Genomic DNA, 12,766 nt, shown 5'->3' with positions numbered 1-12,766 from the left:
TTTTTTGAAGACCCCTCCGATGCAGTTGACCCGCCACCTTGATGCCAATGCCACGCTGGTTTCGCTGATCGAGCCGCTGGCGCTTTGCGACGGTTACAGCCAGACCGGGTTACCCGGTGTGCAGGTGTTGCGCGCCAGTTGCGACGTCGCGCGTGGCCCGCACATTTATGAGCCGAGCCTGATGATCATCGCCCAAGGCAGCAAACTGGCGTTCCTCGGCCCGCGCACCATGGAATATGGTGCCGGGCACTACCTGATTCAGGCGCTGCCGGTGCCGTTCGAGTGCGAAACCTTTGCCCTGCCGGATGCGCCGTTGCTGGGTGTATCGGTGGCCATCGACCGGGTGTTGCTCGGCGAACTGGTGCTGGCCATGGGGCTGGCGCCGGGGCGGCACATTCCGGCGCAGACACCGGAGTCGATGACCTCGGTGGTGCTCGACGATGACATGCGCGGCTGTGTCGAACGCTTGCTGCGTTGCCTGCACGATCCGCTGGAACGGCAGATTCTCGGACCGGCGCGGGTCCGTGAATTGTTGTTCACTACGTTGCGCGGGCCGCAGGCCGATGTGTTGCGCGCACTGGTCGAACAGCAGGGGCAGTTCGCCCGGGTCGCGGCGTCGATCAGCCATCTGCATGCGCATTACACCGAGCCGCTGAATGTCGAGACGTTGGCCAGTTGCGCGAACATGAGCGTTTCGTCCTTTCACGAGCACTTCAAGCGCAGCACGCTGTTGTCGCCGGTGCAGTATCTCAAGCGCCTGCGCCTGCTCAAGGCGCAGACCTTGCTGGTCGCTGAAGGCCTGGGCGTGGCGCAGGTGGCGCATCGGGTGGGGTATCAGAGCACGTCGCAGTTCAGTCGTGAGTACAAGCGCTACTTCGAGCGCAGTCCGGGCGAGGAGCGCGTGGCCTGAGAGTTTGCGTAACCCTGTGGGAGCTGGCTTGCCAGCGATGGCGGTGATCCACGCTGCCAAATGTCCACTGACACGGCCCCATCGCTGGCAAGCCAGCTCCCACAGGGGCTGATGTGATGCATTTAGTTGTGGGCAACAAAAAGGCCCCCGTTTCGGGAGCCTCGTTGTTCAGCGATGCGACTTACATGTTCGGGTAAGTCGGGCCGCCAGCGCCTTCCGGCGTGACCCAGGTGATGTTCTGCGAAGGGTCCTTGATGTCACAGGTCTTGCAGTGCACGCAGTTCTGGGCGTTGATCTGGAAGCGTTTTTCGCCGTCTTCCTTGGTGATCACTTCATACACACCGGCCGGGCAGTAGCGCTGTGCCGGTTCGTCGTACATCGGCAGGTTGCGGCTCAGCGGAATGCTTGGGTCGGTCAGCTTCAGGTGGCACGGCTGTTCTTCTTCGTGGTTGGTACCGGAGATGAACACCGAGCTCAGTTTGTCGAAGCTGAGTTTGCCGTCCGGCTTTGGATAGTCGATCTTCTTGCAGTCGGCCGCGAGCTTCAGGCAGGCGTAGTCCGGCTTGGTGTCGTGCAGGGTGAACGGCAGTTTGCCGCCGAAGATGTTCTGGTCCAGCCAGTTGAAACCACCGCCGACAATCGCGCCGAACTTGTGGATCGCCGGGCCGAAGTTACGGCTGGCGAACAGTTCGTCGTAGAGCCAGCTCTTCTTGAACGCGTCGACGTAGGAGGTCAGCTCTTCGGTGCCATCCTTTTCGGCGAACAGGGCGTCGGCCACCGATTCAGCAGCGAGCATGCCCGACTTCATCGCCGTGTGGCTGCCTTTGATCTTGGCGAAGTTCAGGGTGCCGAGGTCGCAACCGATCAGCGCGCCGCCCTTGAAGACCATTTTCGGCAGCGAGTTCAGGCCACCTTTGCAGATCGCGCGGGCGCCGTAGCTGACGCGTTTGCCGCCTTCCAGGTACTGCGCCAGCACCGGGTGATGCTTGAGGCGCTGGAACTCGTCGAACGGCGACAGGTAAGTGTTGCTGTAAGACAGGTCAACGATCAGACCGACCACGACCTGGTTGTTTTCCAGGTGATAGAGGAACGAGCCGCCGGTGTTTTCGGTGCCCATGATGTCCAGCGGCCAACCGGCGGTGTGCACCACCAGGCCTGGCTGGTGTTTGGCCGGGTCGATTTCCCAGATTTCTTTCAGGCCGATGCCGTAGTGCTGGGCGTCGGCATCGCTGTCGAGGTTGTAGCGCTTGATCAGTTGCTTGCCGATATGGCCACGGCAGCCTTCGGCGAACAGCGTGTACTTGCCACGCAGTTCCATACCCGGGGTGTACAGGCCTTCTTTCGGGTTGCCTTCACGGTCGACGCCCAGATCACCGGTGATGATCCCGCGCACGATGCCGTTTTCGTCGATCAAGGCTTCCTGAGCGGCGAAGCCCGGGTAGATTTCCACGCCCAGGTTCTCGGCCTGCTGGGCCAGCCAGCGGCACAGGTTGCCCAGGGAAATAATGTAGTTGCCTTCGTTGTGCATGGTCTTGGGCACAAAGAAGTCAGGGATTTTCTGCGCGCTGTCGGCGTTTTTCAGCACGAAAATGTCATCGCGGGTGACCGGCGTGTTCAGCGGGGCGCCGAGTTCTTTCCAGTCCGGGAACAGTTCGTTCAGAGCGCGTGGTTCGAACACGGCACCGGACAGGATGTGTGCGCCGACTTCGGAGCCTTTTTCGACCACGCAGACGCTGATTTCCTTACCGGCTTCGGCGGCCTTCTGCTTCAGACGGCAGGCGGCGGACAGGCCAGCGGGGCCGGCACCGACGATGACCACGTCGAATTCCATGTATTCGCGTTCCACAGGCTATCTCCTACTCAAGGCTCAACAGTTTTTTTTCTAATTTGGAGGTTCGGTGTCGCATCCGTTATTGCCTTTACGTTAACGTCAAGGGTAATAATGGGCAAACCACCTTTCTCTCTAGGCGGCGCATTATATCTACACCACTCCGAGCGTCCAATACAAACGTTTGTTTGAATCGGCTCCAGCCCAGAGAAATCAAAGAAGCGCGGCTTATGAACGGCCATTTTGCCGTATTGACCGGAATAGGCGTTCCGGTCAAGATACGGGCGGTTTTGCGCTCGCCGTAGGCAGACTGGCGGTTTCAAGAGCACCTCTAAAGACAGGGCACAGGCAGTTCAAGGTGATGCGCAGCGCAAGCCCGGCGCGCAGTTTACACACCGTGCGATTCAATGACCCGTTGGTCACCACTGACGAACGGTCATCGCCCCCCGCCGGCGTTTTTAGAGGTGCCCTTGTGCCCGATGAGCATCAACCGCCAGGTTCGCCTAGGCGACTTTCTTTTCACCGGAGAGTAACGAGGAATCCATGAAGGTTCTTGTAGCTGTCAAACGCGTTGTGGATTACAACGTCAAGGTTCGCGTCAAGGCGGACAATTCCGGCGTAGACCTCGCCAACGTCAAGATGTCGATGAACCCGTTCTGCGAAATCGCAGTGGAAGAAGCCGTACGCCTGAAAGAGAAAGGTGTTGCGACTGAAATCGTCGTCGTCTCCATCGGCCCGTCCACCGCTCAGGAACAGCTGCGTACCGCACTGGCTCTGGGTGCCGACCGTGCCATCCTCGTCGAATCCGCTGAAGACCTGACTTCGCTGGCCGTGGCCAAGCTGCTCAAGGCTGTGGTCGACAAGGAACAGCCTCAGCTGGTGATCCTGGGCAAACAGGCGATCGACAGCGACAACAACCAGACCGGCCAGATGCTTGCTGCACTGAGCGGCTATGGTCAGGGCACATTCGCTTCGAACGTCGAAGTCTCCGGCGACAGCGTTGCCGTGACCCGCGAAATCGACGGCGGCGCGCAGACCGTTTCCCTGAAACTGCCGGCCATCGTCACCACCGACCTGCGTTTGAACGAGCCGCGCTACGCGTCCCTGCCAAACATCATGAAAGCCAAGAAGAAGCCTCTCGAAGTGCTGACTCCGGACGCTTTGGGCGTTTCCACCGCCTCCACCAACAAGACCCTGAAAGTCGAAGCGCCGGCTGCACGCAGCGCGGGTATCAAGGTCAAGTCGGTGGCTGAACTGGTCGAGAAACTGAAAAACGAAGCGAAGGTAATCTAAAAATGACTATCTTGGTAATCGCTGAACACGACAACGAAGTGCTGGCCCCGGCCACGCTGAACACCGTGGCTGCTGCTGCCAAAATCGGCGGCGACATTCACGTACTGGTTGCAGGTCAGGGCGCTGGCGCCGTGGCCGAAGCCGCGGCGAAAATCGCAGGCGTGGGCAAAGTTCTGAACGCTGACAATGCCGCTTACGCGCATCAGTTGCCGGAAAACGTTGCTCCGCTGGTAGCAGAGCTGGGCGCTGGTTACAGCCACATCCTGGCTGCCGCCACGTCCAACGGCAAAAACATCCTGCCGCGCGTTGCCGCTGCACTGGATGTTGACCAGATCTCCGAGATCATCTCGGTAGAAAGCGCCGACACCTTCAAGCGTCCGATCTACGCCGGTAACGCCATCGCTACCGTGCAATCGACCGCTGCGATCAAAGTGATCACCGTGCGTGCCACCGGTTTCGACCCGGTTGCTGCTGAAGGCGGTTCGGCGGCTGTTGAGGCCGTTGCTGCTGCGCACGACGCCGGCACTTCCAGCTTCGTCAGCGAAGAACTGGCCAAGTCCGATCGTCCTGAGCTGACCGCTGCCAAGATCGTCGTCTCCGGCGGCCGCGGCATGCAGAACGGCGACAACTTCAAACACCTGTACGCCCTGGCCGACAAGCTGGGCGCCGCCGTCGGTGCTTCGCGCGCCGCGGTCGACGCAGGTTTCGTACCCAACGACATGCAGGTCGGTCAGACCGGCAAGATCGTTGCGCCACAGTTGTACATCGCCGTCGGTATCTCCGGCGCGATCCAGCACCTGGCCGGCATGAAAGACTCCAAAGTGATCGTTGCGATCAACAAGGACGAAGAAGCGCCGATCTTCCAGGTGGCCGATTACGGTCTGGTGGCGGATCTGTTCGAAGCAGTCCCTGAGCTGGAGAAGCTGGTCTAATCCGGCGGCTTCACTTATAAAGAGCCCGGCCTTCTGGTCGGGCTTTTTTTTGTCTCGAATTTGAGTGGGAGCGTTTGCCATGGATCTGCGCCGCAGGTTGTTATTGGGATTGATCCTGTTGCCGGGGATGGCTGCGACTGCCGGCAAGTGCGAGCGCCTGGTCGTCACCGGTAGCCCGGACGCGCCGCCGTACCTGTGGCAGGACCCGCAGAACCCCAAACATTTGATCGGCGCCAGTGCCGACCTGTTGCAGCAAGTGGCCAAGGATCTGGGGATCAAGGTCGAGCTGCTCTACGCCGGCAAACGCGCGCAGGCCCTCGACGAAGTGCGCAGCGGGCGCATGGACATGCTGGCGGACACGCCGCTGATGTTCAATGAGCTGGAAAACCTCGACTACGTCTATCCGCCGTTGCTGGAAAACGACTACCTGGTGTGGACGCGCAAAGGCTCGACGCTGGCCTACAGCGAAGCAAAAGACCTGCACGGGCACACTGGCGGGTTGTCGGAAAAGTCTCGAATGACCCAGGCTTTTGGCACTTTCGCCGAGCAGAATCTGACCCTGACGCGGACGGCAAACATCACTCAGGCCTTTCAGAAACTTCTGCTGGGCGAAGTGGAATATGTACTCGCCGGGCGCTATTCGGGCATGGCTGCCGCGCAGGCATTGGGCATGGCCAATGATCTGCTGGCGTTCGAACAGCCGATCGACCGACCGGGATTGTTCCTCGCGGTTTCGCATAACTCGGCCTGCAACGATCCGTGGTTGCGCGGACAGCTCGCTAAAAAGATGACAGAATTGCCCGCGTCCGGACTGACCGAGGCCGCGCTGCAACGCAATATCGAGCGCTGGAAGGCGCAGCAGCAACAACCGCAGCCACCTGTCAGTGCCCCAAAACAGTAGGGATTCTTAGTGAGTATTCGACCTCTTTTCGCGGCCATGGCCGTTCTGGCCCTGGCCGGCTGCGCCAACGATCCGGCACCCAATGAGCAAATGCGCCTGACCGAGCAGGCCATCACCCAGGCCAAGGCCGTCGGTGCGACCGCCGATGAAATGCCGGAAATGAAACTGGCCGAAGACAAGTTCAACCGGGCCAAGGGCAACATGACCGATGAGTCTTTCAAGAACGCCCGCATGCGCGCCGAACAGGCTGAGCTGGATGCGCGTCTGGCCGAAGCCAAAGTGCTGACGCAAAAGAGCGAAGAGCAACTCAACGTGCTCAACACCCGCATCATCCGTCTGCGCAAGCAACTGGGAGATGCCCAATGAGCCTCAAGTCCAAAATCCTCGGCGGGGTGATTCTGGCCGGTTGCGCAAGCCTCTATGGCTGCGCCGGTCAACACGGCGAAGCCGCATTGCAACAGGCTGGCAGTGACTTTCAGAAGGTCAAGGAAGATTCCAATGTGCTGCGTATCGCGCCGAAGGATGTGATCCGCGCCGGTGAGTCGCTGGCCCGCGCCGATCGCTTGTCCACCTATTGGGGCAGTGGCGCGGACGTGGTGCATTACGCGTACTTGAGTCAGCGCTACAGCGAAATCGCTCGCGAACACACCAATCTGGTGCTCAACGAAGAGCGCGCGGCGAAGCTTGAACTGGAGCGTCAGCGTCTGCAACTGGCCCTGCGCGAGTCCAAACTGCTGAGCGTACAGCAGCAGGGTAAATGGCTTGAAGAACAGATCGTGGCGTTGGCTACTACGCAGACCGATCGCGGTCTGGTGATGACCCTTGGTGATGTTCTGTTCGACACTGGCGAGGCGGAGCTGAAGAACTCGGCCAATCGCGTGGTGTTGAAGATTGTGCAGTTCCTGCAACTCAACCCGAAACGTGTGGTGCGTATCGAGGGTTACACCGACAGCACCGGTGGCAAACAGGAAAACCTCAAGCTGTCGCGTGATCGCGCGCAAGCAGTGGCCGATGTGTTGATGGACCTGGGGATTGAGGACAAGCGGATTCAGGTCGAAGGTTACGGTGACGAATACCCGGTGGACGCCAACGCTTCCGAGCGCGGTCGGGCACAGAACCGTCGGGTGGAAATTGTGTTCTCCGACGAAAAAGGCCAGCTTGGCGCCGCCCGCTGAGGGCTGCGTCTCTGGAAAGCCCGGCCTGTCTGCAGCGCCGGGCTTTTTTACGGCTGTCGATTGGCACGCAAATCCGTACAGTTTTGGCTGACACTGCACTGTACGGTCGACTATGGTGGCAACTGTCCCAGTACACTTCTAAACTGTTCCGGTATTGTTTCACACAAGAATAAAATGCCCGTGAAATCGAGTGCTGCGTCATGACCAACCTCTTGCTCTACCAACGTATTGCTCAACAATTGGCGGAAGACATCCGGCGCGGTGTCTATCAACCCGGAGAACGCGTGCCGTCGGTGCGCAAGATGAGTTCGCAGCTCAATGTCAGCCATGCGACGGTGTTGCAGGCGTATGCCAATCTCGAAGATCAGGGCCTGATCCGCGCACGGCCGCAATCCGGTTACTACGTGCACCAGACCCCGGCACTGACGGCGCCGACCCCGGACATCGCCCGGGTCGAACGCCCGGGCCTGGTCACCCGCGCCAGCATCATTCAGCAAGTGTTGGTCGAGTCTCGCCGCGAGGGGGTTTTCCCGTTGGGCGCTGCGGTGCCGAGTGTCGATTACCTCCCGGTTCGCGCACTGCATCAGCAACTGGCCAAGGTCACCCGATTCCACAGCCCACGCGCCTTCAGCTACATGTTCAGCCCGGGTTTCGAACCGTTGCGCCGGCAAGTGGCAATCCGCATGCGCGACGCCGGGGTGGTGGTCGATCCGTCGGAAGTGGTCATTACCCACGGTTGTGTCGATGCGCTGCAGATGTCGCTGCGGGTGCTGACCCGTCCGGGAGATCTGATCGCTGCCGAATCGCCAACCTATTACGGCCTGCTGCAACTGGCCGATCTGTTGGGCCTGAAAGTGATCGAGATCCCCAGCGATCCGGCCACCGGCATGAGCCTCGAAGCCTTGCAACTGGCGGCCAACCAATGGTCGATCAAGGCTTTGGTACTGACCACGCGCCTGAGCAATCCGTTGGGCGGCACCATGCCGGAAGAACGCCAGAAACAGCTGCTGCGTCTGGCCTCGGACTTCGATATCCAGATCGTCGAAGACGATATCTATGGGGAGTTGATGTTCGAACAGGGCCGCACCAAAGCCCTCAAGGCTTACGATCGACTGGATCGGGTGATTTACTGCTCGAGCTTTTCCAAAACGTTGTCGCCGGGCGTGCGCGTCGGCTGGATGATTGCCGGCAAGTATCAGCAGGAAATCCAGCGTCTGCAGACCTTCACCACGCATTCGGCATGCAGCGTGACGCAGATGGCGATTGCCGCTTATCTGGAAAATGGCGGTTATGACCGGCATTTACGGTACATCCGCCAGGAATACCGGAAAAATCTCAGCGCGTTCCAGTTGGCGGTGCAGCAGTACTTTCCCGAAGGTACGCAGATGACCCGGCCCACGGGCGGTTTCATCCTCTGGGTGAGTCTGCCGGGCAGGGTCAATACCCAGGAATTGCATGTCCGCGCATTGCAGCAGGGCATCAGCATTGCACCGGGGCTGATCTTCAGTAATACCGAGCAGTTCAATCACTGCATCCGCCTGAACTGCGGCACACCGTGGAATCGCGAGGCGGAAAGGGCGCTGATGACCCTCGGTCTGCTGGCGACTCAACTGTGTCAGGAAACGGCTGGCGGTTTCTGAACGAGCGGCGCGTCGTGCTTGTCTTGTGACGCTCAACAGGCGAGCATATGGCCCTCTGCCGTTAGTGTTGTAGGGTTCATGAAAGCGATTTTGCCTGCTGCCTGGATTTTGCTTGGTGTGTTGATGATGGGCCATGCGCCCGGTGTCATGGCAGCTGCCGTTCAGGAAAAGCCCGCAACGTCCGCGCCGGCAAGCAAACCGGCGGCGAGCAAAAAAGCCGTTGCAGATAACAAAGCTGCGGCTAAAAAAGCCCCACAGAAGAAAGCCGCCGCGGTGAAGAAACGGCCCCCGGTCGCCTCCAAGTCGAAACCGGCCAGCGAAGTGGCGAAAACCAGACTGCCACCGGCCAAGCTTGACCTGAGCTTGCCCAAGGATATGGTTCAGCAGCTTAAACCTGCCGGTACCGTACCGATGCCCAAGCACGACGCAATCCTGCCGCAGATGTTTGGCGAGAAGAACAGCGGCTTTCAGCTCAACGGCCGCCTGCTCAGCAACGAAATGCAGTTGCAGCTGCGCAATGAGGAGCGCCGTGAAGTCGAAGGCGCAGCACTGGATTTCGAGTTCAAGCAATAAATTCAATCGATCCGTGACCCGCGAACCAGACGCTTTGTCGGAGACTGGTCAGTCACATTCAGTTATCGGTAAAAACCCCGGTACAGGGAATTTGAAACAACCGTTTTAGCGGTTACTCTGTCCGCGTCTCTTTAACACATTGCCCGTTGCGAGGACTTGCTCGTCATGAAATGCCGTGAAGGCTGTGGCGCTTGCTGTATTGCCCCCTCCATCAGTTCTGCCATTCCGGGCATGCCCAACGGCAAGCCTGCCGGCGAACGTTGCGTGCAGCTCTCGGTCGAAAACCTGTGCAGCATTTTCGGCCAGCCGGAGCGTCCGGCGGTTTGTTCAGGATTTGCCGCCGATGTCGAAGTCTGTGGCAGCAGCTCCGAGGAAGCGATCAAACTGATCGGCTGGTGGGAGCAGATGACGGCGGCGTGATGTGTCAAACGAACGGAACTTCAACAATAAGGAATAAGACTATGGGTTCGCTGCATCGTATCGCTGTGTTGTGTGGTTTGACCGCTGTACTGGCTACTTCGTTGGCTCAGGCCGAGGACTGGAAGGTCGCCAAGGAACAGGACGGGATCAAGGTCTCGCTGGCTCAAGTGCCGGGCTCGGATTACAAGTCCTACCAGGGCGTGACCCTGATGAAGACCACCGTGGCCAAACTGCGTGCCTTGCAGGACGACGTGGCTGGCGCCTGCACCTGGATTCACGAGTGCAAAGCCCAGAAGCTGCTCAAGCACGAGGGCGATCAGAGCTGGACCTACACCCAGTTCAATACGCCGTGGCCAGTGACCCCACGTGATTCGGTGTTGCACATCACCACCGTTGAGGGCGCCGATGGCAGCCTGACCCGCAACCTCGAAGGCGTGCCGAAGTACATTCCCGAAGAGAAAGGCTTTGTCCGTGTCGCTCAGGTCAAAGGGTTCTGGAAGTTCGTACCCAAAGGTGATCAAGTCGAAGTGACCTATCAGGTGCACACTGAGCCCGGCGGCAGCGTACCGAGCATGATTGCCAACAAGTTCGTGGTCGACGCTCCCTTCAATACCCTTAAATCCCTGAAAGAACGCGCCGAGAAGTAATTTTTCGCGCTGACAGCAAAACGCCCCGACCGAATCGGGGCGTTTTGTTTTGTCGTTATATTGTGTTTCCAGATATGCGCTGCACGAAATTTTCACAAAGCGTTCCTGACAATTCGCCCGCGCAATGCGTGCTGTCTGCGAACGATTGCCTTTATGAAAGAGTCGGGCAGCGGGGCACTAATCAATGGCAATGCTGCCGGTGATCGTGCAACATTTGCGCACCGCGCACGCCCCGGGGTCTGGAATGGCCAATAGAGGGCATCGCGCCGCTGTATTTTGCAACTTCAACTTCCAATGGGTCCTAAAACGACATGGCAAACCCGGACGCCCTGAATCAGCAGCGATCTTCAACTCGGCTGCTGCAACCGACCGTCAAATCGCATCTGGCCTACACCCTGTTGTGTGCCCTGGTCATGATGGTGATGTTTTCCGTGCTGCGCCTCGCGCTGCTGGTCTACAACCGCGAGATGATCCTCGATACCCCGGCTTCGACCTTCCTCGAAGCTTTCGCCAACGGCTTGCGTTTCGACCTGCGCCTGGTGGTCTACGTCTGCGTTCCGCTGCTGCTGGCACTGTTCAGTGCGCGGGCGATGGCTGCGCGCGGGTTCTTCCGTCTGTGGCTGACCGTGGCGTCCAGCATCGCGCTGTTCCTCGGCCTGATGGAGATGGACTTCTACCGTGAGTTCCACCAGCGCCTCAATGGCCTGGTGTTCCAGTACGTGAAAGAAGACCCGAAAACCGTGATGAGCATGCTCTGGTACGGTTTCCCGGTGGTGCGCTACCTGCTGGCGTGGGTGATCGGCACCGTAATCCTGACCCTGGCCTTCAAGGGCGCCGATCGTGCAACCCGTCCGCGCGGCCCGTTCAGCGGCGGCAACGTCGGCACCCGTCAAGTGGCGCCGTGGTACACCCGTCTGGCGGTGTTCGTGGTCTGCCTGCTGATCTGCGTCGTGGCCGCCCGTGGCACCCTGCGTCAGGGCCCGCCGCTGCGCTGGGGTGACGTGTACACCACCGAATCGAACTTCGCCAACCAGCTCGGCCTCAACGGCACGCTGTCGCTGATCGCCGCCGCCAAGGACCGCATGGGTGAAGATCGCAACAACATCTGGAAAGCCAACCTGCCGCAGGAACAGGCGCAGAAAGTGGTGCGCGAGATGCTGGTGATGCCGGACGACAAACTGGTCGATGCCGACATTGCGGCGGTGCGTCGTGACTACACGCCACCGGCCGACAAGACCCTGCCGATCAAGAATGTGGTCGTGATCCTGATGGAAAGCATGGCCGGTCACTCGGTGGGCGCTCTGGGCGCACCGGGCAACATCACGCCGTACCTCGACAAACTGGCGAAGGAAGGCCTGCTGTTCGACCGTTTCTTCTCCAACGGCACCCATACCCACCAGGGCATGTTTGCGACCATGGCGTGCTTCCCGAACCTGCCGGGTTTCGAATACCTGATGCAGACCCCGGAAGGCAGCCACAAACTCTCCGGCCTGCCGCAGCTGCTCAGTGCGCGCAAGTATGACGACGTGTATGTCTACAACGGCGACTTCGCCTGGGACAACCAGTCGGGCTTCTTCAGCAACCAGGGCATGACCAACTTCGTGGGTCGTAACGACTTCGTCAACCCGGTGTTCTCCGATCCGACCTGGGGCGTGTCCGACCAGGACATGTTCGACCGTGGCCTGGTGGAGCTTAAGGCGCGGGAGAATGGCAAACCGTTCTATGCGCTGCTGCAAACCCTGTCCAACCACACGCCGTACGCCTTGCCAACGCCTTTGCCAGTCGAGCGCGTGACCGACCGCGGTTCGTTGAACGAACACCTGACGGCCATGCGTTATTCCGACTGGGCATTGGGCCAGTTCTTCGAGAAGGCGCGCAAAGAGCCTTACTTCAAGGAAACCCTGTTCGTCATCGTCGGCGACCACGGTTTCGGCAACGAGCGTCAGATCACCGAAATGGACCTGGGTCGTTTCAACGTGCCGATGCTGATGATTGCACCGGGCATTCAGGAGAAGTTCGGTACCCGTGACCATACCGTGGGCACCCAGATCGACATCGTGCCGACCATCATGGGTCGTCTGGGTGGCGAAGTGCGTCACCAGTGCTGGGGCCGTGACCTGCTCAACCTGCCGGCCGGCGACACCGGTTTCGGTGTGATCAAGCCGTCGGGCAGCGAGCAGACCACTGCCATCGTCACCGCTGACCAGATCCTGGTCTTGCCGAAGGAGAAGGAAATGGCGCCGAAGATCTACCAGTACCAACTGGGCGCGAACCCTTCTGCGGAGATCATTCCGGACGCACCGCGTACCGCCGAATTGAAACTCAAGCTTGAAGCGTTCCTGCAAACGGCGACCAAGAGCCTGATGGACAACACGGCCGGTGTGATCAACGGCAAGCCGGACTGATAAAACCGCTGCATAAAAAAGAGGCCCCTGAGGGCCTCTTTT

12 protein-coding genes are annotated in these 12,766 nt (G+C 59.6%); 11 read left to right on the top strand and 1 reads right to left on the bottom strand.

Going from position 1 to position 12,766, the window contains the following annotated elements; genetic code table 11:
* Positions 1-19 precede the first annotated feature (19 nt).
* Positions 20-910, top strand: coding sequence for an AraC family transcriptional regulator (locus tag AC193Q_RS12135; RefSeq protein WP_483879564.1), 891 nt, complete (start codon positions 20-22; stop codon positions 908-910).
* A 181-nt stretch (positions 911-1,091) separates the two neighbouring features.
* Here AC193Q_RS12135 and AC193Q_RS12130 read toward each other — a convergent pair whose 3' ends face one another.
* Positions 1,092-2,756: an electron transfer flavoprotein-ubiquinone oxidoreductase gene (locus AC193Q_RS12130; RefSeq protein ID WP_047295612.1), complete on the bottom strand. Its 1,665-nt coding sequence runs from the start codon at positions 2,754-2,756 to the stop codon at positions 1,092-1,094.
* Positions 2,757-3,281: 525 nt separating this feature from the next.
* On the opposite strand from AC193Q_RS12130, the gene AC193Q_RS12125 reads away from it, so the two are divergent.
* From AC193Q_RS12125 to AC193Q_RS12080, 10 genes are all read left to right on the top strand, one after another.
* Positions 3,282-4,031, top strand: a complete 750-nt coding sequence (locus AC193Q_RS12125; RefSeq protein WP_483879563.1) for an electron transfer flavoprotein subunit beta/FixA family protein — start codon at positions 3,282-3,284, stop codon at positions 4,029-4,031.
* Positions 4,032-4,033: 2 nt separating this feature from the next.
* On the top strand, positions 4,034-4,963 hold the full coding sequence (locus tag AC193Q_RS12120) for an electron transfer flavoprotein subunit alpha/FixB family protein (RefSeq protein WP_483879562.1): 930 nt from the start codon (positions 4,034-4,036) through the stop codon (positions 4,961-4,963).
* A 79-nt stretch (positions 4,964-5,042) separates the two neighbouring features.
* The gene (locus tag AC193Q_RS12115; RefSeq protein WP_483879561.1) at positions 5,043-5,864 is read left to right on the top strand and encodes a substrate-binding periplasmic protein; all 822 of its coding nucleotides are present in this window, start codon (positions 5,043-5,045) and stop codon (positions 5,862-5,864) included.
* A 9-nt stretch (positions 5,865-5,873) separates the two neighbouring features.
* The gene (locus AC193Q_RS12110; protein WP_027612390.1) at positions 5,874-6,230 is read left to right on the top strand and encodes a DUF4398 domain-containing protein; all 357 of its coding nucleotides are present in this window, start codon (positions 5,874-5,876) and stop codon (positions 6,228-6,230) included.
* A complete protein-coding gene (locus tag AC193Q_RS12105) occupies positions 6,227-7,039 on the top strand; it encodes an OmpA family protein (RefSeq protein WP_047295605.1) in 813 nt (270 codons plus the stop codon). Before AC193Q_RS12110 ends, AC193Q_RS12105 begins: the two co-directional genes overlap by 4 nt.
* 200 nt (positions 7,040-7,239) lie before the next feature.
* Complete coding sequence (locus tag AC193Q_RS12100) at positions 7,240-8,679, top strand: aminotransferase-like domain-containing protein (protein ID WP_003226969.1); 1,440 nt, start codon at positions 7,240-7,242, stop codon at positions 8,677-8,679.
* Between the two features lie 78 nt (positions 8,680-8,757).
* On the top strand, positions 8,758-9,252 hold the full coding sequence (locus tag AC193Q_RS12095; protein ID WP_047295602.1) for a hypothetical protein: 495 nt from the start codon (positions 8,758-8,760) through the stop codon (positions 9,250-9,252).
* A gap of 165 nt (positions 9,253-9,417) precedes the next feature.
* Positions 9,418-9,672 carry a YkgJ family cysteine cluster protein gene (locus tag AC193Q_RS12090; RefSeq protein ID WP_041069283.1) on the top strand — a complete coding sequence of 85 codons (255 nt, stop codon included), beginning with the start codon at positions 9,418-9,420 and terminating at the stop codon, positions 9,670-9,672.
* Between the two features lie 41 nt (positions 9,673-9,713).
* Positions 9,714-10,319, top strand: coding sequence for an START domain-containing protein (locus AC193Q_RS12085; protein ID WP_121186613.1), 606 nt, complete (start codon positions 9,714-9,716; stop codon positions 10,317-10,319).
* A gap of 311 nt (positions 10,320-10,630) precedes the next feature.
* A complete protein-coding gene (locus AC193Q_RS12080) occupies positions 10,631-12,724 on the top strand; it encodes an LTA synthase family protein (protein ID WP_121186611.1) in 2,094 nt (697 codons plus the stop codon).
* Positions 12,725-12,766 lie beyond the last annotated feature (42 nt).

Source organism: Pseudomonas sp. F2 (assembly GCF_057174385.1).
The sequence above is the reverse complement of the archived record's forward strand: the minus strand, read 5'-3'. Positions and strand labels throughout refer to the sequence as shown.